This window comes from Streptomyces sp. NPDC042102, assembly GCF_055582305.1.
Genome location: NZ_JBVJDL010000001.1, coordinates 135094 through 154784, shown reverse-complemented (window position 1 = coordinate 154784; position 19691 = coordinate 135094). Strand labels below are relative to the sequence as shown.

General features: G+C 72.9%; 20 protein-coding genes. 5 read left to right on the top strand and 15 right to left on the bottom strand.

Translation table 11 applies throughout. The annotated features are described in order from the left end of the window. Positions 1-159: 159 nt before the first annotated feature. From ACZ6KO_RS00630 to ACZ6KO_RS00600, 7 genes are all read right to left on the bottom strand, one after another. Positions 160-918 carry a DUF3159 domain-containing protein gene (locus ACZ6KO_RS00630; protein ID WP_469298240.1) on the bottom strand — a complete coding sequence of 253 codons (759 nt, stop codon included), beginning with the start codon at positions 916-918 and terminating at the stop codon, positions 160-162. Between the two features lie 3 nt (positions 919-921). Next, positions 922-1341, bottom strand: coding sequence for an OB-fold nucleic acid binding domain-containing protein (locus ACZ6KO_RS00625; RefSeq protein ID WP_401450971.1), 420 nt, complete (start codon positions 1339-1341; stop codon positions 922-924). Positions 1342-1365: 24 nt separating this feature from the next. After that, on the bottom strand, positions 1366-2052 hold the full coding sequence (locus ACZ6KO_RS00620; protein ID WP_469298237.1) for a response regulator: 687 nt from the start codon (positions 2050-2052) through the stop codon (positions 1366-1368). Then, positions 2049-4682: a DUF4118 domain-containing protein gene (locus ACZ6KO_RS00615; RefSeq protein ID WP_469298235.1), complete on the bottom strand. Its 2634-nt coding sequence runs from the start codon at positions 4680-4682 to the stop codon at positions 2049-2051. The genes ACZ6KO_RS00620 and ACZ6KO_RS00615 overlap by 4 nt, the downstream gene beginning before the upstream one ends. Before the next feature lie 187 nt (positions 4683-4869). After that, complete coding sequence (locus ACZ6KO_RS00610; RefSeq protein WP_469298233.1) at positions 4870-5652, bottom strand: DUF3710 domain-containing protein; 783 nt, start codon at positions 5650-5652, stop codon at positions 4870-4872. A 1-nt stretch (position 5653) separates the two neighbouring features. After that, the gene (dut, locus tag ACZ6KO_RS00605) at positions 5654-6187 is read right to left on the bottom strand and encodes a dUTP diphosphatase (protein WP_469298230.1); all 534 of its coding nucleotides are present in this window, start codon (positions 6185-6187) and stop codon (positions 5654-5656) included. Then, complete coding sequence (locus ACZ6KO_RS00600; RefSeq protein ID WP_469298228.1) at positions 6188-6772, bottom strand: PaaI family thioesterase; 585 nt, start codon at positions 6770-6772, stop codon at positions 6188-6190. A gap of 58 nt (positions 6773-6830) precedes the next feature. Between ACZ6KO_RS00600 and ACZ6KO_RS00595 the strand changes: the two genes are divergently transcribed. Continuing rightward, entirely contained in the window at positions 6831-7379 is a 549-nt protein-coding gene (locus ACZ6KO_RS00595; protein ID WP_469298226.1) for a DUF3093 domain-containing protein, read from the top strand. An 85-nt stretch (positions 7380-7464) separates the two neighbouring features. On the opposite strand, the gene ACZ6KO_RS00590 is transcribed toward ACZ6KO_RS00595, so the two are convergent. The 4 genes from ACZ6KO_RS00590 to ACZ6KO_RS00575 form a co-directional block, all read right to left on the bottom strand. Beyond that, positions 7465-8373: a hypothetical protein gene (locus ACZ6KO_RS00590; RefSeq protein ID WP_469298224.1), complete on the bottom strand. Its 909-nt coding sequence runs from the start codon at positions 8371-8373 to the stop codon at positions 7465-7467. Positions 8374-8384: 11 nt separating this feature from the next. Further along, positions 8385-8681 (bottom strand): DUF4193 domain-containing protein, encoded by a 297-nt coding sequence (locus ACZ6KO_RS00585; RefSeq protein ID WP_030154344.1) that lies wholly within the window; start codon positions 8679-8681, stop codon positions 8385-8387. Between the two features lie 384 nt (positions 8682-9065). Then, entirely contained in the window at positions 9066-10316 is a 1251-nt protein-coding gene (locus ACZ6KO_RS00580) for a sensor histidine kinase (protein WP_469298222.1), read from the bottom strand. Positions 10317-10321: 5 nt separating this feature from the next. Next, positions 10322-10975 (bottom strand): response regulator transcription factor, encoded by a 654-nt coding sequence (locus tag ACZ6KO_RS00575; RefSeq protein ID WP_030154340.1) that lies wholly within the window; start codon positions 10973-10975, stop codon positions 10322-10324. A 254-nt stretch (positions 10976-11229) separates the two neighbouring features. Here ACZ6KO_RS00575 and ACZ6KO_RS00570 point away from each other — a divergent pair, with 254 nt between their 5' ends. Next, positions 11230-11406, top strand: a complete 177-nt coding sequence (locus tag ACZ6KO_RS00570) for a hypothetical protein (protein WP_401450995.1) — start codon at positions 11230-11232, stop codon at positions 11404-11406. 136 nt (positions 11407-11542) lie between these two features. On the opposite strand, the gene ACZ6KO_RS00565 is transcribed toward ACZ6KO_RS00570, so the two are convergent. Together ACZ6KO_RS00565 and ACZ6KO_RS00560 are read right to left on the bottom strand one after the other, a co-directional pair. Further along, positions 11543-12352 (bottom strand): inositol monophosphatase family protein, encoded by an 810-nt coding sequence (locus ACZ6KO_RS00565; protein WP_469301422.1) that lies wholly within the window; start codon positions 12350-12352, stop codon positions 11543-11545. Between the two features lie 29 nt (positions 12353-12381). After that, complete coding sequence (locus ACZ6KO_RS00560) at positions 12382-13545, bottom strand: ferrochelatase (RefSeq protein WP_469298218.1); 1164 nt, start codon at positions 13543-13545, stop codon at positions 12382-12384. A 191-nt stretch (positions 13546-13736) separates the two neighbouring features. Here ACZ6KO_RS00560 and ACZ6KO_RS00555 point away from each other — a divergent pair, with 191 nt between their 5' ends. After that, positions 13737-14987, top strand: coding sequence for an MFS transporter (locus ACZ6KO_RS00555; RefSeq protein ID WP_469298216.1), 1251 nt, complete (start codon positions 13737-13739; stop codon positions 14985-14987). After that, complete coding sequence (locus tag ACZ6KO_RS00550; protein ID WP_469298214.1) at positions 14944-16266, top strand: D-arabinono-1,4-lactone oxidase; 1323 nt, start codon at positions 14944-14946, stop codon at positions 16264-16266. The genes ACZ6KO_RS00555 and ACZ6KO_RS00550 overlap by 44 nt, the downstream gene beginning before the upstream one ends. 11 nt (positions 16267-16277) lie before the next feature. Here ACZ6KO_RS00550 and ACZ6KO_RS00545 read toward each other — a convergent pair whose 3' ends face one another. Continuing rightward, entirely contained in the window at positions 16278-17099 is an 822-nt protein-coding gene (locus tag ACZ6KO_RS00545) for a hypothetical protein (protein WP_469298212.1), read from the bottom strand. A 475-nt stretch (positions 17100-17574) separates the two neighbouring features. Here ACZ6KO_RS00545 and sepH point away from each other — a divergent pair, with 475 nt between their 5' ends. Next, on the top strand, positions 17575-18627 hold the full coding sequence (gene sepH, locus ACZ6KO_RS00540; protein WP_469298210.1) for a septation protein SepH: 1053 nt from the start codon (positions 17575-17577) through the stop codon (positions 18625-18627). A gap of 139 nt (positions 18628-18766) precedes the next feature. Here sepH and ACZ6KO_RS00535 read toward each other — a convergent pair whose 3' ends face one another. Further along, positions 18767-19612 carry a sulfurtransferase gene (locus tag ACZ6KO_RS00535; protein ID WP_469298208.1) on the bottom strand — a complete coding sequence of 282 codons (846 nt, stop codon included), beginning with the start codon at positions 19610-19612 and terminating at the stop codon, positions 18767-18769. Positions 19613-19691 lie beyond the last annotated feature (79 nt).

Genomic DNA, 19691 nt, shown 5'->3' with positions numbered 1-19691 from the left:
GCGGGGGTGCGGGCCCCCCCCGGCCGCCGCCGCCGCCGGGGCCCCCCCCCCCCCCGCCGCGCGCCCCCCCGCCCGCCCCCCCGCCCCCCCCCGGGGGGGGGCCCCGGGGGGCCCCCCCCGCCCCTGCGTCGTCATCGTCCCGGCCGCGACGGCCGGGACCTACACCTCGCCCCGCCCGGCGGCCTTCGCCGCCGCCTTGCGGGCCTTCTCCGCCTCCTCCTCGGCCTCCCACTCCGCGATCACGTCGATCGGCGGCGGGGCCTTGGCCAGGAAGAGCCACGTGAAGTACACGGCCAGCACCATGGGCGGCAGCTTCAGCGCCACCAGCAGCCAGCCGAGCTGCGTCTCGTCGCCCCACCAGTACAGCGGGAAGAGGATCGCGTACTTGGCCAGGAAGATCAGACCCCAGGCCAGCGAGGCCTTGACGTACGCCTTCTTGCGGCCGGGGTTGCGGGTGCGCCAGGAGAGGTTCTCCCGGAAGACCGGGCCCAGCACCACCCCGAGCAGCGGGAAGCCCACCAGCGCCGAGACCGTGAAGGCGACGCCCAGGCTGGCGCCGTAGATCATGCCGGGCAGGTAGAAGCCCTTGGCGGTGCCCGTGAAGAGGGCGAAGGCGACGCCGACGCCGACGCCGAAGACACCGCTGAAGGCGTGCTTGACGGTGTCCCTGCGGACCAGCCGCACGATCACCAGCAGCACGGCCACCGCGCCCGCCGCGATCGCCGACATCCGCACGTCCTTGTTGAACGTGTAGATCATCACGAACAGCAGACCCGGCAGCATCGTCTCCACGGTGCCCCGGATGCCGCCGAAGGCGTCGAAGAGCGCCGCCTGGGTCACGGCCTTGACGTCGGGCCCGTCCTCCTGCGGCGCGGAGCCGGGGGACGGGGAAGGCGTCGGTTTGTCGAATGACGTCACCGGCTAGTGCTCCTGTCCGAGCGGTCGGAGTTCGTACTTGGGGTTGAAGAGGACCCGTCGGCCGTGGCTCATCGCGATCCGCCCGGACGCGATCATGCGCCGGCCGGGCTCGATTCCCACGATCGAGCGACGGCCGAGCCAGACGACGTCCAGCGCGGCGGAGCCGTCGAAGAGCTCCGCCTCCAGCGCCGGAACCCCTGCCCTCGGCCGCAGCGTGACCGTGCGCAGCGTACCGGTCACCTTGACGATCTGGCGGTCGTGGCAGTCGCAGATCCGCGTGCACCCCGCGGCTTCTGCGTCCTCCTGCAGTTCCGCCGAATGCAGCTCCTCCTGGGAGGTGGACAGCCGCTCTATCATCCGGCGGAACCGGCCCGCCGGCCTGACCGGTTTCGCGGGCTTCTCGGGGCGCGGTTCAGCACTCATACAGGAAGCGTACCGGCGCCCCACCTAGCGCTCGAAGCGGTATCCCATGCCCGGCTCCGTGATGAAGTGCCGCGGGTGCGAGGGGTCGGCCTCCAGCTTGCGGCGCAGCTGCGCCATGTAGACCCGCAGGTAGTTCGTCTCGGTCCCGTACGAGGGCCCCCACACCTCCTGGAGCAGCTGCTTCTGGCTCACCAGCTTGCCGCTGTTGCGCACCAGCACCTCCAGCAGGTGCCACTCGGTCGGCGTCAGCCGTACGTCGCGCCCCTCGCGCACGGCCTTCTTGGCGGCGAGGTCGACGGTGAACCCGGCCGTCTCCACGATCACGTCGTCCTCCCCCGCGCCGGTGCCCGGCTCGGCGCGGCGGACGGCGGCCCGGAGCCGGGCCAGCAGCTCGTCCATGCCGAAGGGCTTGGTGACGTAGTCGTCGGCGCCCGCGTCGAGCGCCTCGACCTTCTCGTCGGAGGAGTGCCGGGCGGACAGCACGAGGATGGGTACGCGGGTCCAGCCGCGCAGGCCCTTGATCACCTCGACGCCGTCCATGTCGGGCAGGCCGAGGTCGAGGACCACCACGTCGGGGTGGCGGGCGGCCGCGAGTTCCAGGGCCCCCGCGCCGTCGGCGGCGGCGTCCACCTCGTACCGGCGCGCCTTGAGGTTGATCACGAGGGCTCGGACGATCTGCGGCTCGTCGTCCACCACGAGCACCCGGGTCATTGAGGGCCTGCTTTCTGTCGTACGTCGTCGTCGTGTGCGTGCGTGATGCTCTCCGAGCGGTCGGGACGACCGTCGAGGAGCTGGTCGGGCGGTGCGGCGTCGGGCGGGGCATCGTCGGGCGGGGCCCCGTGGCGCACGGCGCGCAGGGTGAGGACCATCGTCAGGCCGCCCCCCGGAGTGTCCTCGGCGGCGAGCGTGCCGTCCATGGCCTCGGCGAATCCGCGGGCGACCGCGAGGCCGAGGCCGACGCCCGCGCCGCGCGGTGCGTCACCGTGCCGCTGGAAGGGCGCGAAGATCGCGTCCTTGGCCTCGTCGGGTACGCCGGGCCCGCGGTCGGTGATCCGCACCTCGACCCGGTCGCCCAGCGCGCTGGCGGAGACCGTGACCGGGGCACCGGCGGGACTGTACTTGACGGCGTTCTCGACGACGTTGGCGACCGTCCGCTCCAGCAGCCCGGGGTCGACCGCGACCATGGGCAGGCTCTCGGGCACGTCCAGCAGCACGCTGTCCTCCGGTACGCCGCCGAGCGCCATCGGGACCACCTCGTCGAGGTCGATCGCCCGGATCAGCGGGGTGACGGTGCCGGTCTGGAGGCGGGACATGTCGAGCAGGTTGCCCACGAGGTGGTCGAGCCGGTCGGCGCCCTCCTCGATCCCGGCGAGCAGCTCGGCCCGGTCCTCCTCGGAGAAGTCCACGTCGTCGGAGCGCAGGCTGTTGACGGAGGCCTTGATGGAGGCCAGCGGGGTCCGCAGGTCGTGGCTGACGGCGGCCAGCAGCGCGGTACGGATCCGGTTGCCCTCGGCGAGCCGGCGGGCCCGGTCGGCCTCGTCCACCAGGCGCCGGCGGTCCAGGACCACGACGGCCTGGGCGGCGAAGGCGCCGAGCACGCGCCGGTCCTCGGCGGGCAGCACCCGGCCGGTCAGGGCCAGCGCCATGTGGTCGCCGATGGGCATGTCGACGTCGGCGTCCTCGGGGCGGGCGGCGGGGTGGGGGCCGACGCTGCCGGCCGGGATCCAGGGATCGACGTCGCCCGCCCGCTCCAGCAGGGTCACGGACTCCATGGCGAAGGTCTCGCGGACCCGTTCCAGCAGGGCGTCGAGGGAGTTCTCGCCGCGCAGCACGCTGCCGGCGAGGAAGGAGAGGATCTCGGACTCGGCGCGCAGCCGGGCGGCCTGGTGGGTGCGGCGGGCCGCGAGGTCGACCACGGACGCCACCGAGACGGCCACGCCGAAGAAGACGCTGATGGCGACGATGTTGCGCGGGTCGGAGATCGTGAACTGGTGCAGGGGCGGCGCGAAGTAGTAGTTCAGCAGCAGCGAGCCGACCGCGGCCGAGGCCAGCGCCGGCCACAGTCCGCCCAGCAGGGCGGCGGCGACCGTCAGCGACAGGAAGAGCAGCATGTCGTTGGCGAGGCCGGGGTCGGTGTCCATGTGCGTCAGGACCAGGCACAGCAGCACCGGGCAGACCACGCCGACCAGCCAGCCCGCCACGATCCTGGGCCGCCCGAGCCGGGCCGTCGTGCGGGCCACGGGCAGTCCCCGCCCCTTGGCGGCCTCCTCGTGGGTGACGATGTGGACGTCGAGGTCGGGGCCGGACTCGCGGGCGACGGTGGCCCCGACGCCGGGGCCGAAGACGTACTGCCAGCTCTTGCGGCGGCTGGAGCCCAGGACGATCTGGGTGGCGTTGACCCCGCGCGCGAACTCCAGCAGGGCGGCGGGGATGCTGTCGCCGATCACATGGTGAAACGTTCCTCCCAGGTCCTCGACCAGGGTTCGCTGCACCGCGAGCTCCTTCGGCGAGGCCGCCGTCAGGCCGTCACTGCGCGCGATGTAGACGGCCAGTACCTCGCCGCCCGCGCCCTTCTCCGCCAGGCGCGCGGCCCGGCGGATGAGGGTGCGGCCCTCGGGGCCGCCGGTCAGGCCCACCACGATGCGTTCGCGGGCCTGCCAGGTGGTGCGGATGTTGTGCTCGCCCCGGTACTCCTGGAGGTACTCGTCGACCCGGTCGGCGACCCACAGCAGGGCCAGCTCGCGCAGGGCCGTGAGGTTGCCGGGACGGAAGTAGTTCGACAGGGCCGCGTCGACCTTGTCCGGCTTGTAGATGTTGCCGTGCGCCATCCGCCGGCGCAGCGCCTGCGGCGACATGTCCACCAGCTCGATCTGGTCGGCACGCCGGACGACCTCGTCCGGCACCGTCTCGCGCTGACGCACCCCCGTGATCGTCTCGACCACGTCCCCCAGCGACTCCAGGTGCTGGATGTTGACGGTGGACACCACGTCGATGCCCGCCTGGAGCAGCTCCTCCACGTCCTGCCAGCGCTTGGCGTTGCGCGAGCCCGGCACATTGGTGTGCGCCAGCTCGTCCACCAGCGCGATCGCGGGACGCCGGGCGAGGACCGCGTCCACGTCCATCTCGGTGAAGGACGCCCCCCGGTGGGTGAGCCGCCGGCGCGGCACCTGCTCCAGCCCGTGCAGCATCACCTCGGTGCGCGGCCGGTCGTAGTGTTCGACGAAGGCCACGACGCAGTCGGCCCCGCGCTCGACCCGGCGGTGGGCCTCGGACAGCATCGCGTACGTCTTGCCCACACCGGGCGCCGCGCCGAGATAGATCCGAAGCCTGCCGCGTCCCATGGGCCCATTCTCAGGGACATTCCGCCCGTCCACGCACGTGGGGGCGGCCGGGACGAGATCCCATACGGATCCCTGACACGGCGCTCACAGCGCTCTCCGGGTCTCCGCGCACGACGGCGAGCGGCCCGCACCCCCCGGGGAGTACGGGCCGCCGCCTTGACGTCAGGAGCCGATCGAGCCGACCGGCTCAGCGGACCTCGGTGATCTCCGGGCCCCGCTCCAGCTGACCCATGCCGCCGGAGAAGCGCGAGCCCTCGGCGTCCTCGGTCTGCACACCGTCCGGCACCATCTGCGCGTCGTTCGGCAGCTTGAGGACGATCGGGTCGCGCGGGGCCATCGGGCCCTCGCCCCGGATGATGACGGTGTCGCGGAAGATCTGCTCCAGCAGACCGGCCGACTCCGGACGCACCGCGCCCTGGCCGGAGATCACGCCGCGCAGGAACCAGCGCGGACCGTCCACACCGACGAACCGGACCAGCTGCGCACCGGTCTGCCCGTCCGGCAGCGGTACGGGGACCTGCGCGCGCAGCTCCCAGCCCAGCGGGCCCTCGACCACGTCGACGACGCCGCCCTGCTGGGTGATACCCGTGGCGATCTCCTCGCGGACCTCGCCCCAGATGCCTTCCTTCTTCGGCGCGGCGAACGCCTGCAGCTGCACGGCACTGTCGCGCAGCACCACGGTCGCGGCGACGATCGCGTCGCCGGCGACCTCGACCCTCAGCTCCATGCCCTCGACACCCGGGACGAGAATGCCGCCCAGGTCGACCCGGCCGTCGGCGGGGTTCCCCGGTACCTCGGAGACGTCCCACGGGCCGTCGGGGCGGGGGGCAGGCGGCAGGTTCACCCGGCGCGGCTCGGCCACGTCGGTCTCATCGGCATCCTGCTCCTCGTCCGTGCCGACGCCGTCGACGACCTGCTCGGTCTCGCCACCGTCCTTGACGGAGCTGTTCTTCTTGCGACGTCCGAACACGTCACTGTCCTTCCCGGTCGGATACGACCGAAGCGTAGCCATTCCCACCCTGCTGACCAGCGCCGATTCCGGCCACGGCCGCATGACCGCCGGTGGAGCCGAAACCCCCCTCGGCCCGGGCCGAGCCGGGAAGCTCCGCCACCTCGTGGAAGCGCACCTTCTCGACCCGCTGGACAACCAGCTGGGCAATGCGGTCGAAGCGCTCGAACCGGACGCTCTCGCGCGGGTCGAGATTGACCACGATCACCTTGATCTCCCCACGGTACCCGGCATCCACCGTCCCCGGGGCATTCACGAGCGCGAGCCCGCAGCGGGCCGCCAGGCCCGAGCGCGGGTGGACGAAGGCGGCGTACCCGTCGGGCAGCGCGATGGACACCCCGGTGGGCAGCACGGCGCGCTCGCCGGGGGCGAGCTCGGCGGCCTCGGTGGTCACCAGGTCGCAGCCGGCGTCGCCGGGGTGACCGTAGGCGGGGAGGGGCACCTCGGGGTCGACGCGCTTGATCAGTACGTCGACGGGTGCATGGTTCTGCGACATTTAAGGGTTCACCTCGAAGGCGCGGGCGCGCCTGACCTGGTCCGGGTCGGCCATCGCCGCCCGGATCTCCTCGGGCCGTCCGTTGTCGATGAAGTGGTCGACCTTGACCTCTATGAAGAGCGCCTCGGCGCGGACGGCGACGGGACCCTCGGGACCGCCTATCCGCCCGACGGCGCTGGAGTAGATCTTCCGCCCGGCCACGGCCGTGACCTCGGCCTCCAGGTGCAGCACGGTGTCCACGGGCACCGGGCGCAGGAAGTCGGTCTCCAGGCGGCCGGTGACGGCGATGACGCGCAGCAGCCAGTTGAGCGAGCCGAGGGTCTCGTCCAGGGCGGTGGCCAGGACGCCGCCGTGGGCCAGGCCCGGGGCGCCCTGGTGGGCGGGCTTGACGGTGAACTCGGCGGTGACGCGCACGCCCTCGCCGGCCCTCGCCTGGAGGTGGAGGCCGTGGGGCTGGCCCTCGCCGCAGCCGAAGCAGTGCGCGTAGTGCGCACCGAGGAGCTCGCCGGGGGCCGGGGCGTCGGGGTGCCGGACCGGCGGCGCCGCGTCGGCCGGCGGCGTCAGGCTTGGGTTTCGTCCACTCACAGCCGCAGACCTTACCCGCGCGGCTACCCGCCGGTCGCCCCGTGCCAAGCTTGGGGGCATGCAGCTCTCGCCCGTGCACCATGACGAACGCCTGACCGCCCCGCGCGCCTGGTGGGTGATCGCGCTGCTCGTCGGCCTGGCGGGTGCGCTGATCATGCTGCCGCTGGGCACGCTGCCGCTGCTGGCCGGCCTGGTGGGCGGCACCGCCCTGGCGGGGCTGCTGGTCAGCACGTACGGCTCCGTGCGCGTGCGCGTGGTGAACGGCTCACTGGCCGCCGGTGACGCCCGGATCCCGGTGGCGGCGCTGGGGGAGCCCGAGGTGCTCGACGCCGAGGAGGCGCGCGCCTGGCGCACGTACAAGGCGGACAATCGCGCGTTCATGGTGATGCGCAGCTACGTCCCGACGGCGGTCCGGATCGAGATCACCGACCCGGCCGATCCCACCCCGTACGTCTACCTCTCGACCCGGGAGCCGCGGGCGCTGGCGGCGGCGATCCGCGCGGCGAAGGCGCAGGGGCGTGAGGGGGCCCGTGAGGGGGCCGGGGAGCAGGCCGCCGAGGGGCGGACCGGCGAGGAGCAGCGGGACACCGAGGGGCAGAGCGCCTGACGGCGTCGGGAAGGCCGGGAGACGGCCTCGGGAAGGCCGGGAAAGGGCCCTGTAGGGCCCACCCGGCGCAAGGGGCCCGCCCGGTTCAGGCCGGCCCTTCCAGGTAGTGCGCGCCGCCCGGCGGGGGCAGCGGGTGCTCGGGCCGCTCCAGGGGCGGCAGCGGGGGCAGGGCGTCCCACGCGACGGCGTGGGCCCGCAGGTCGCGGCGCACCTTCTCGGCGACCTTCTTGGTGTCGCGGCGGTTCATGACCGCTCCGACGGCCGCGCCCACCATGAACGGCATCAGGTTCGGCAGGTTGCGCACCAGTCGCTTGGTGATCTGCTGGCGCAGCTCGCGCTTCATCTGGCCGCCCAGTGCCGCGTTCAGCGTGGTCGGCTTGGTGAGGTCGACCCCGCGTTCCTCCGTCCACGAGGTCAGGTACGCCATGCTGCGGTCCTTGAGACCGCCGGGCGGGCGCAGCCCGTAGACCTCGTGGAGCTCGGCGATGAGCTTGAGCTCGATCGCGGCGACCGAGGTGACCTCCGCGGCCAGTTCGGCCGGCATCGCGGGCGGCACGGGCAGCATGGCCGCCGCGCCGATGCCCGCGCCGACGGTCGAGGTGGCGTTGGCGGCGCCCGCGATCAGCTTGTCCGCCAGCTCGTCGGGGCCCAGGCCCGGGAACTGCGCGCGCAAGGTCGCGAGGTCGCGCACCGGAACGCGCGGGGCGTTCTCGATGATCCGGTCGGCGAGATAGACGATCGCCGCCTTCGCGCCCTCCCGGCTCCTGCGCACGCCGTTCCTGACAGCGGCCTCCAGCCGTCGGCCCGCGGACGCGCGCCGAGGCGCCTCGTCGGCCCCCGTGGCCGACGGGAGCGTGGCTCCGGCATCCGAGGTCACGGCGAGCTCGCCCGCGGCTCCAGGGCCCGTTTCCGGGCCCGGGGTCTCCACGTACGTCTCCACCGAAGTGTCCTGCCTACGGAAGCGTCGCTTCCGAAACGGCGTCGAGCCCGTCACGGCCGACGTCCTCAGTCGCAGTCGCGGCAGATCGGCTGGCCGTTCTTCTCGCGTGCCAGCTGGCTGCGGTGGTGGACCAGGAAGCAGCTCATGCAGGTGAACTCGTCGGCCTGCTTGGGCAGCACCCGGACGGCCAGTTCCTCGTTGGACAGGTCTGCGCCGGGCAGCTCCATGCCCTCGGCGGCGTCGAAGTCGTCGACGTCGACCGACGAGGACGACTTCTCGTTGCGCCGGGCCTTCAGCTCTTCGATGCTGTCGTTGTCGACATCGTCGTCGGTCTTGCGTGGGGTGTCGTAGTCCGTTGCCATTGTTCGCTCTCCCCCTCTGGGTGTTAGCGGTGTCTCAGCGCACGTAACGCGCGAGAGGCCGGACTTGTGCCCGACCTGAGGCGGAGATTTTGCCTCACATCAAGGTCTGTTACTCAATCGACACCCAGCCGCACGCCTGAAGGAGCGATCAGCTGTGATGTCGAGCGGGACCGTACACGGTCTGGCACCCGTCGTGCACGAGCGCCACCCCTGGTATTTCCCGCCAATTGGGGGGCCGGAAACCCGGACTTTCCCGGGCTTTCCGACCATTCAGAGGTCACGGAACGCGCATGACCGAGCACTCGACAATGTGATCGATCACACACATTCCGCCCACCCCTCGGTCACGGAATTTCAGCCGTGGGCGAAACCGTGACGGGTGGGTCAGATGGGCAGGGTGACACGCATCACGAGGCCACCGCCCTCGCGCGGCTCCGCGTGGATCCGCCCGCCGTGTGCGCGCGCCACGGAACGCGCGATCGACAGGCCGAGCCCCACACCCTTGTCACTGCCCGTTCGCTCCGTACGCAGCCGCCTGAAGGGCTCGAAGAGGTTGTCGATCTCGTACGCGGGAACCACGGGACCCGTGTTCGAGACCACCAGCACCGCCTGGCCGTGCTGGACCTCGGTCGCCACGTCCACCCAGCCGCCCTCCGGCACGTTGTACCGCACGGCGTTCTGCACCAGGTTCAACGCGATCCGCTCCAGCAGCACCCCGTTGCCCTGGACCACCGCCGGAGCCCGCTCGCCGCGTATCTCGACGCCCTTGGCGTCGGCCTCGCCGCGCGCCTGGTCGAGGGCGCGCGAGGCCACCTCGGCCAGGTCCACGGGCTTGCGCTCGACGATCTGGTTCTCGCTGCGGGCCAGCAGCAGCAGGCCCTCGACCAGCTGCTCGCTGCGCTCGTTGGTGGCGAGCAGGGTCTTGCCCAGTTGCTGGAGCTCCACGGGAGCGCCGGGATCCGACAGGTGCACCTCCAGCAGGGTGCGGTTGATCGCCAGTGGGGTCCGCAACTCGTGCGAGGCGTTGGCGACGAACCGCTGCTGGGCCGTGAAGGCCCGTTCCAGCCGGTCGAGCATCTCGTCGAAGGTGTCGGCGAGCTCCTTGAGCTCGTCGTCCGGCCCGTCCAGCTCGATGCGCCGGGTCAGGTCGGAGCCGACCACCCGGCGGGCGGTCCGGGTGATCTTGCCCAGCGGCGAGAGCACCCGGCCGGCCATCGCGTAGCCGAAGGCGAAGGCGATGACGCTCAGGCCCATGAGGGCCATCAGCGAGCGGCTGAGCAGGTCGTCCAGGGCGTGCTTGCGCTGGTCGAGGGTGCAGGCCTGTATCGCGGCGTTGAACTCGTCCAGCGGCTGGTTGGTGCCCACGCCCGGGCAGGTCGGGCTGGAGACCTCGATCCGGCCGCCGGTGACGTTGAGGATCTTGAACGTGAGGGCGTTGCCCTCCCGCAGGGCCTGCGCCGCCAGCAGGTAGATGATCGACAGCAGCAGGATGCCGGCGATCAGGAACATCCCGCCGTACAGCAGCGTGAGCCGTATCCGGATGGTCGGTCTCAGCCAAGGGAAGGGACCCTCGGGCTGGCCGGGGTCCCAGGTGGGCTTCGGTGGCGCCGGGTGTGGCGCCGCGGACGCGGCCACCCGCGTCAGATCCGGTAGCCGGAGCCGGGCACGGTCACGATGACCGGGGGCTCGCCCAGCTTGCGGCGCAGCGTCATGACCGTCACCCGCACCACGTTGGTGAACGGATCGGTGTTCTCGTCCCACGCCTTCTCCAGCAGCTGCTCGGCGGACACCACGGTCCCTTCACTGCGCATGAGGACCTCCAGCACCGCGAACTCCTTGGGCGCCAGCTGCACCTCCCTGCCCTCGCGGAAGACCTCGCGCCGGTTCGGGTCCAGCTTGATGCCGGCCCGCTCCAGTACGGGCGGGAGGGCCACGGTGGTGCGCCGGCCGAGCGCGCGCACCCGGGCGGTGAGCTCGCTGAAGGCGAACGGCTTGGGAAGGTAGTCGTCCGCCCCGAGCTCCAGGCCCTCGACACGGTCGCTCACGTCGCCCGACGCGGTCAGCATCAGCACGCGGGTGGGCATGCCCAGCTCCACGATCTTGCGGCAGACGTCGTCACCGTGCACCAGGGGGAGGTCCCGGTCGAGCACGACCACGTCGTAGTCGTTCACCCCGACGCGCTCCAGGGCGGCCGCGCCGTCGTAGACGACGTCGACGGCCATGGCCTCCCGGCGCAGTCCGGTGGCCACCGCATCGGCGAGCAGCTGCTCGTCCTCGACGACGAGTACGCGCACGTCGATTTCCTTCCTCCGAGCCCTCCAGGGCACACGTGTATTGCGTCATCCATCCTGCCGGTTTCGGCCGTAAACCGGCTGTAAGACGCAAGTGGAGGGGGTCCGAGGGGGCGGAGGCGAGGATTCCCTCGCCTCACGAGGTTTCTGCGCCCAGGGTGCCGGGGAGGACGTCAGCACACCCCGACCACTCCCTGACAGCGGCGTGCCACGTCCCTCGTAGCCGCCGCCGACCCACGAAGAGGGGGCGCACCACCATGGACGCATTCACCGCGGGTCTCCTGCAGCGCATCGAAGCCACGCAGTCGGACCTCCTTCAGGCCCGTGAAGCCGGCGACGACTTCCTCGCGGAGGTCGAACAGGCGGAGCTGGACGATCTCCACCGGCTCGCCGCGGAACACGGCGTACAGGTCACGGCCGCTGCCTGCGGCTGATACCGGCGCCGGGGACGCCTTCGTGCGTCCCCGGGCGCCCTTCTCGCACGGTACGGACGCCGGGCGGGCCGCCACACGGCCCGCCCGGCGTCCGTGCGTTCACCCGCGCCGGTCGGCGCCGGGGCCCGCGCCGGGCTCAGGCGTCGCCGTCGTGCCAGGCCCCCGCGTCCTCCAGCAGCGGCTGGAGGGCGGCGAACACCGACGGGGTCGCCGCCAGCACCAGCTCGCCCGAGGCCGCCCGCCCGGGCCGGCCGCCGGTGACCGCGCCCGCCTCCCGCGCGATGAGGTCCCCGGCCGCCAGGTCCCAGGGGTTCAGCCCGCGCTCGTAGTAGCCGTCCAGCCGGCCCGCGGCCACGTCGCACAGGTCAACCGCCGCCGAACCGCCGCGCCGGACGTCCCGGACCACCGGGATGATCCGTGCCGCGACCTCGGCCTGGTGCGCCCGCCGGGTCTGGAGGTAGCCGAAGCCGGTGGCCACCAGGGCCTGGTCCAGCGGCGCCGCCTCCCGGCAGGACATCCGTACGCCGCCCAGCCACGCGCCGCCGCCCAGCACCGCGTGGTACGTCTCCCCGCGCAGCGGCGCCTCGACCACGCCCACGACCACCTCGCCGTGGAACTCCGCCGCGATGGAGACGGCCCAGGACGGCAGCCCGTAGAGGTAGTTCACGGTGCCGTCCAGCGGGTCGATGACCCACCGCACGCCGCTGGTTCCCTCGCTGCTCGCGCCCTCCTCGCCGAGGAACCCGTCCGCGGGCCGCCGCTCCGCGAGGAAGCCGGTGATCAGCTTCTCGGCGGCGAGGTCCATCTCGGTCACCACGTCGATCGGGCTGGTCTTGGTGGCGGCCACCGCGAGGTCGTCGGGACGGCCGTCGCGCAGCAGCGCGCCGGCCTGCCGGGCGGCCTCCAGGGCGAGCTCCAGCAGCTCCTGCTTCAGTGCGTCGGTCACGGCGTGTTCCTCGGTCACGGAGGTGCTCCTCAGGCGTAGGGACTGTCGGCGCCCGCGGCGGCCGGCCGCGGGGCCCGGGCGGGGCAGCAGCCCACCGCGCACAGGTCGTGGCTCTGGCCCAGGGTGCCGATCCAGCACTCTGCGGCCGCCTCTCCGCGCTCCCTGGCGGCCCGTTCCAGGACCAGCTCGCGCACGGCCGCGGCAAAAACGGGGCTCGCGCCGACCGTGGCCGAGCGCGCCACGGGCAGGCCCAGCTCGGCGGCCCTGGCGGTGGCCTCCGTGTCGAGGTCGTACAGGACCTCCATGTGGTCGGAGACGAAGCCGATGGGCACCATGACGACGGCCGGGGCGCCGGCGGCGTGCTCGGCCTCCAGGTGGTCGCAGATGTCCGGCTCCAGCCACGGGATGTGCGGCGCGCCGCTGCGGGACTGGTAGACGAGCTCCCAGGGGTGCGCGCGGCCCGTCCGTACGGCGACCTCGTCGGCGATCACCCGGGCGACGTCGAGGTGCTGCTCGACGTACGCCCCGCCCGCGCCGCCCTCGGTGTGGTCCTCGACGGGGCCGGAGGTGTCCGCGGCGGCCGTGGGGATCGAGTGGGTGGTGAAGGCCAGGTGCGCGCCCGCGCGGACGGCGTCGGGCAGCGACTCCAGCGCCGCGAGCACCCCGTCGATCATGGGCTCCACGAAACCGGGGTGGTTGAAGTAGTGCCGCAGCTTGTCCACCCGCGGCAGCTCCAGGCCCTCCCCGGCGAGGGTCGCCAGCGCGTCGGCGAGGTTCTCGCGGTACTGCCGGCAGCCCGAGTACGAGGCGTACGCGCTGGTGGCGAGGACGGCGATGCGGCGGCGGCCGTCCTGGACCATCTCGCGCAGCACGTCGGTCAGGTAGGGCGCCCAGTTCCGGTTGCCCCAGTAGACCGGCAGGTCCAGCCCGTTCCCGGCGAAGTCCTTGCGCAGCGCGTCCAGCAGGGCCCGGTTCTGCGCGTTGATCGGGCTCACGCCGCCGAAGCCGAAGTAGTGCTGTCCGACCTCCTTGAGCCGCTCGCGCGGGATGCCGCGGCCGCGCGTGACGTTCTCCAGGAACGGCACGACGTCGTCGGGGCCCTCGGGCCCCCCGAAGGACAGCAGGAGCAGGGCGTCGTACGGGCGGGCCGGGCCGCCCTCGCCGGTGGCGCGGTTCGGGAGCTGGTCAGACATGTCCAGAATCCTGCCACCCGGCGCCCACCGTCGGTAACCGGCCTCACCAGCTGGACATCTCCGGCCGCAGGTAAGGTGAACCTTACTTCTGGGTGGGCTCCCGGCCCGCTCCGATGACTTGTCCCCCGTGCGGGTGCCGTCGGTGCGGCCGTAACCTGTATGGGCCATCCACGTCCCTTACGGAGGGCCCCTTGCCCAGTCCCTACCGCGCGATATTCAGCGCCCCCGGCACCAAGGCGTTCAGCGCGGCCGGCTTCATAGGCCGGATGCCGCTGTCCATGGTGGGCATCGGCATCGTCACGATGATTTCCGAGATCACCGGGCGCTACAAGCTCGCCGGTCTGGTCACCGCCACCCTCGCGCTGTCCGCCGCCGTCCTGGGCCCGCAGGTCTCCCGCCTGGTCGACCAGTACGGACAGCGGCGCGTGCTGCGCCCGGCCACCCTCATCGCCGTCGCGGCCGTGTCGGGCCTGCTGCTCTCCGCCGCGAACGGCCTCCCGGACTGGACCCTCTTCGTCTTCGCCGCGGCCGCCGGTGTCGTCCCGAGCATCGGCTCGATGATCCGGGCCCGCTGGACGGCGATCTACCGGGACTCCCCGCGCGAGCTGCACACCGCGTACTCCTTCGAGTCGGTCATCGACGAGGTCTGCTTCATCTTCGGCCCGATCCTGGCCATCGGGCTGTCCACCACCTGGTTCCCCGAGGCCGGACCGCTGGTCGCCGCCGTCTGCCTGCTGGTCGGCACCTGGCTGCTGACCGCCCAGCGCGGCACGGAACCCGCCCCGCACCCGCGCGAGAAGCAGCACGAGAAGGGCTCGGCGCTGCGCTCCCCCGGCCTGCAGGTGCTCGTGGCCACCTTCGTCGCCACCGGCGCGATCTTCGGCTCCATCGACGTGGTGACCCTGGCCTTCGCCGAGGAGCAGGGCAACAAGGCCGCCGCCAGCTTCATCCTCGCCATCTGGGCGCTCGGCTCCTGCCTGGCGGGCATCGTCTTCGGCCTGCTGCATCTCAAGGGTCGGGCCGAACTCCGTTGGGTACTGGGCGTATGTGCGATGGCCGTGAGTATGATCCCCCTCCTACTGGCCGGGAACCTTCCGTTTCTGGCCGTGGCGCTCTTCGTCTCGGGCCTCGCCATCGCTCCCACGATGGTCACCACGATGGCCCTGATCGAGGCGCACGTACCACGCGCGAAGCTGACCGAGGGCATGACCTGGACGAGCACCGGGCTGGCGGTCGGCGTCGCGCTCGGCTCCTCCGTGGCCGGCTGGGTCATCGACGCGGCGGGGGCGAGGACCGGGTACGTCGTCTCCATCGCGTCGGGGGCGGCCGCGGCGGCGGTGGCGTTCGCGGGTTACCGCCGGCTGACGAGGCCGGCGCTAGGGGAGGAGCCCTCTACCGATGGGGACGGCGACAGCAACGAAGTACGGGACCGCGTGGCGTAACTGGGCGGGGAATGTCTCGGCCACCCCCGCGCGGGTGGTGAGCCCGACCTCGGTCGGGGAGCTTCAGGAGGCGGTCCGCCGGGCCGCCTCCGACGGACTGCGGGTGAAGGCGGTGGGCACCGGCCACTCCTTCACCGCGGCGGCCGCCACCGACGGTGTCCTGATACGGCCGCAGGCACTGGCCGGGATCCAGCGGATCGACCGGGCCGCCGGGACCGTCACGGTCGCCGCGGGCACCGCCCTGAAGGACCTCAACCTGGCCCTGGCCGGCCAGGGGCTCTCGCTCACCAACATGGGCGACATCATGGAGCAGACCGTCTCCGGGGCCACCAGCACGGGCACCCACGGCACCGGCCGCGACTCCGCCTCCATCGCCGCCCAGCTCCGCGCCATGGAGCTGGTCACGGCCGACGGCGAACTGCTGGTCTGCTCCGAGAAGGAGAACCCCGAGGTCTTCGCGGCCGCCCGGGTCGGCATCGGGGCGCTGGGCGTGGTCAGCTCGCTGACCTTCGCGGTGGAGCCGCTGTTCCTGCTCACGGCCCGCGAGGAGCCGATGGCCTTCGAGCAGGTGACGGCCGAGTTCGACCAGCACTGGGCGGAGAACGAGCACTTCGAGTTCTACTGGTTCCCGCACACCGGCAACTGCAACACCAAGCGCAACAACCGCAGCACCGGCCCGGCGGCCCCGAACGGCGCGGTCAGCGGCTGGATCGAGGACGAGCTGCTCTCCAACGGCGTCTTCCAGGCCGTCAACTCCCTGGGCCGTGCGGTGCCCGCCACCATCCCGACGATCGCCAGGGTCGCGAGCCGCGCGCTGTCGGCGCGGACGTACACGGACATCCCGTACAAGGTGTTCACCAGCCCGCGCCGGGTGCGGTTCGTGGAGATGGAGTACGCCCTGCCGCGCGAGCACGTCGTCGCGGCGCTGCGCGAACTCCGGTCGATGGTCGACCGCTCGCGGCTGCGGATCAGCTTCCCCGTCGAGGTGCGCACGGCCCCCGCCGACGACATCGCGCTGTCGACCGCCTCCGGGCGGGACACCGCGTACATCGCGGTGCACATGTACCGGGGCACGCCCTACCAGGCGTACTTCACCGCGGCCGAGCGCATCTTCACCGCGCACGGCGGGCGTCCGCACTGGGGCAAGGTGCACACGCGGGACGCGGAGTACTTCGCCGAGGTCTACCCGCGCTTCGGCGAGTTCACCGCGCTGCGCGACCGGCTGGACCCGGACCGGGTGTTCGGCAACGACTACCTGCGCCGGGTGCTGGGCGACTGACGGACGACGGGTCAGCGGGCGCTGCGCCCGCCCGGCGCGTTCCCCGGGCCGTCGCCGGTGTCCGTGCCGGGCGTGGGCGCCCCGGTCGTCGGGGCCGGTCCGGGCGTCGTCGGCGCGGGGCCCGGCGGGGTCGGCGTGGGCGTGGGCCGCCCGGAGTGCGAGGGACTCGGGCTCGGACCGGGGCCGGGGGTGCTGCCCCCCGGCCGGTCCGGGTCCGGGGAACCGCCGGATCCGGGGGTGGCGCCGGTGTCCCGGTCGGGCGTGCCGCCCGGCCGGGGGGTTTCGGGCCGCTCGTCCTTCGAGCCGCCCCCGCCCTGGTGGCCGGAACCTCCGGTGACGGCCGTGTACAGGGGCCGGTCGGCGACCGAACCGCCGGTCAGCGCCTCGACGGTGGCGATGCCGCCCAGCGCGATGGCGAACGCCGCGCCCGCCGCGACGGCGGTCCGCCGCCAGCCGCGCACCCGGGTGCCGTGGGTGGTGGCGGCGCCGAACTCACCGGAGGGCACCGGCTCCTGGGGCGGGGCGTCCGCCGCCGGTGCCCGTCGGGACCGGGGGCGGGCGCTCTCGCGTATCTGGTCCCCGGTACGGCGGAAGACGTGCTGGATGACCGGTCCGCCGGCGGTGGCGACGACGCTGACCACACCGGCGCCGAGGATCGTCCCGTACACGCCGAGCTCCGAGGCGAGCAGGGCGGCCGCGACGGTGGCCAGGGAACTGCCCGCGACCTGAGTGGCGCTCAGGTCGAGTTTCTTCCTCGCGCCCTCCGCGCCGTCCTTCCCCTCCTCCTGCGGCACGTTGTTGCTCCACGTGCTCCGTGACGTCTTGCGACCCATCTCCAACCCCTGCTTCACCGGTTACAGCAGTTACTGACAGATGGGCGAAACGGATAGTTCCATTTCTGTGGATTCTGTGAAACAAGACACCCGAAATCGGGCGCAGTCCCAGGTCCGAGCGGAATGTTGATCGCTCAACTCCCCGCGCCCGCGACAACTTCGGCGGCGCGGCGGTCCACCCAGGTGGCCCGAATGGAGTACTGTGGCGAGCCCTGGGGCCGTCCCTCCTTGCGGATGTCCGGACCCGGGAGACGGGGCCGAATGGCAGGGAAGCGGCACTCGAAACCGGCGGCGCCGCGGCACCGCACGGACGCCTGATGCAGAGAGTGACCGTCGGTCACTGTATGTGGCCAACAGGTAACCGTGCCATAACGGCGATCAAGGGCGCTTGCCCGACACGCCGGTTTAACTCGGCAAGGTTGTGGCAGGCTGCACCCGGGCAGGCCACACTCGACTAGCGGAAGCAGCGACGCACGTGACGTCGGCAGGCACCACCCGGGAGGTCCCCATGCCCGAACTGCGTGTCGTGGCCGTCTCCAATGACGGCACACGACTGGTGCTCAAGGCTGCGGACAGCACGGAGTACACGCTTCCGATCGACGAACGGCTGCGCGCGGCGGTACGCAACGACCGTGCCCGGCTGAACCAGATCGAGATCGAGGTGGAGAGCCACCTCCGGCCCCGCGACATCCAGGCCCGGATACGGGCCGGTGCCTCCGCGGAGGAGGTCGCCCAGCTCGCCGGCATCCCCGTCGACCGGGTACGCCGCTTCGAGGGACCGGTGCTCGCGGAGCGCGCCTTCATGGCCGAGCGGGCCCGCAAGACCCCCGTGCGCCGTCCCGGCGAGAACACCGGACCCCAGCTCGGCGAGGCCGTGCAGGAGCGACTGACCCTGCGCGGGGCCGAGAAGGACTCCGTGCAGTGGGACTCCTGGCGCCGCGACGACGGCACCTGGGAGGTGCTGCTCGTCTACCGGGTCGCCGGCGAACCGCACTCGGCGAGCTGGACGTACGACCCGCCGCGCCGGCTGGTCGTGGCGGTCGACGACGAGGCACGCTCCCTGATCGGCGAGGCGGACGACCTGCCCGCGGCCCCGGAGCCGAGCTTCCCGTTCGTGCCGCGGATCGCGCGTCTGCCGCGGGACCGGCCGCTGGACCGGACCCTGGACCGTCAGCTGGAGCGCGCGCCCGCGCCGGCCCCGGAGCCGGAGGAGGAGCGCGACACGCTGACCAGCCTGCTGGAGGCGGTACCGAGCTTCCGCGGCGACCTGGTCGTACCGGAGCGCCCCTCGGCGGAGCCCGACACCGAGGAACCGGCGGCGGAGGAGCCCCCGGCCGCCGCGGCGGCATCGGCGGGCGCGGCGTACGCCGACGTCCTCATGCCGCGTACGGTCGCGGGCCACCGGGACCGCCTGACGGGGACGACGGACCGGCAGGCCGAGGCGGACGGCGTCCGCCCGGGCCGCCGGGCGGCGGTCCCGAGCTGGGACGAGATCGTCTTCGGCACACGCCGCAAGAAGCAGGAGTAGCAGGAGCGGCGGGAACAGCAGGAGCGGCAGGAGTGGCGGGCCAGCGGCGCCCCGGGAGTGCCGGTGCGCGCGGTCCTCGCGGGCCCCGCACACCGGCTGCCCGCCGCACCAACGGCGCCGGCCGGCGGGTGGCGGGCGTTCAGAACCGGTCAGGTCCCGTGGCCACCGGACGGGCCTCGTCCGACGACCACTCCGACCAGCTGCCCGCGTACAGCGCCGCCGGGATCCCCGCCACCTCCAGGGCGAGCACCTGGTGCGCGCCGGACACGCCCGAGCCGCAGTAGACGCCCACGTCGGCGGAGCCGGCGGCACCCAGACCGGAGAAGCGGGCGCGCAGCGCGTCCGGCGCCAGCAGCAGCCCGTCCGCCCCGACGTTCTCGGTCGTGGGCGCCGACACCGCGCCCGGAATGTGGCCCCCGACGCGGTCGATCGGCTCGACCTCGCCCCGGTACCGCTCCCCCGCCCGCGCGTCCAGCAGCACCCCGGTGCGCGCCAGGTCGGCGGCCTCGTCCGCCGACAACAGACCCAGCGAACCGGCCTTTGGCCGGAAATCGCCTTCCGTCGGCGTCACCCGGTCCGCCGACAGGGCGCCACCGGCGGCCGTCCAGGCCCCCACTCCCCCGTCGAGCACCCGCACATCCGTGTGGCCCGTCCAGCGCAGGAGCCACCAGGCGCGGGCGGCCGCCCAGCCCAGGCCCCCGTCGTAGACGACCACCGGGCGCCCCGAGGACACCCCCGCCCGGCGCATCACGGCGCCGAAGCCCTCCACCGGAGGCAGCGGATGACGGCCACCCGAACCCGCCGGACCAGCCAGTTCGCGGTCCAGGTCGACGTACACCGCCCCCGGCAGATGCCCGGCCTCGTACGCGGGCCGCATATCGGGGCCGCCGAGCTGCCAGCGGATGTCGAGGAGGACGGGCGGCCGGGAGCCGGCCAGCCCGGTCGTCAGTTCGGAGGCGGAGATGAGGGCGGAGGTCGCAGTCATGACCCCATCTTCCTCCGCCGTACCGATTCGGTCATCTCTGCCGTGCAGCACGGAAATCCGGCGCGGTCGGGGCGCACGG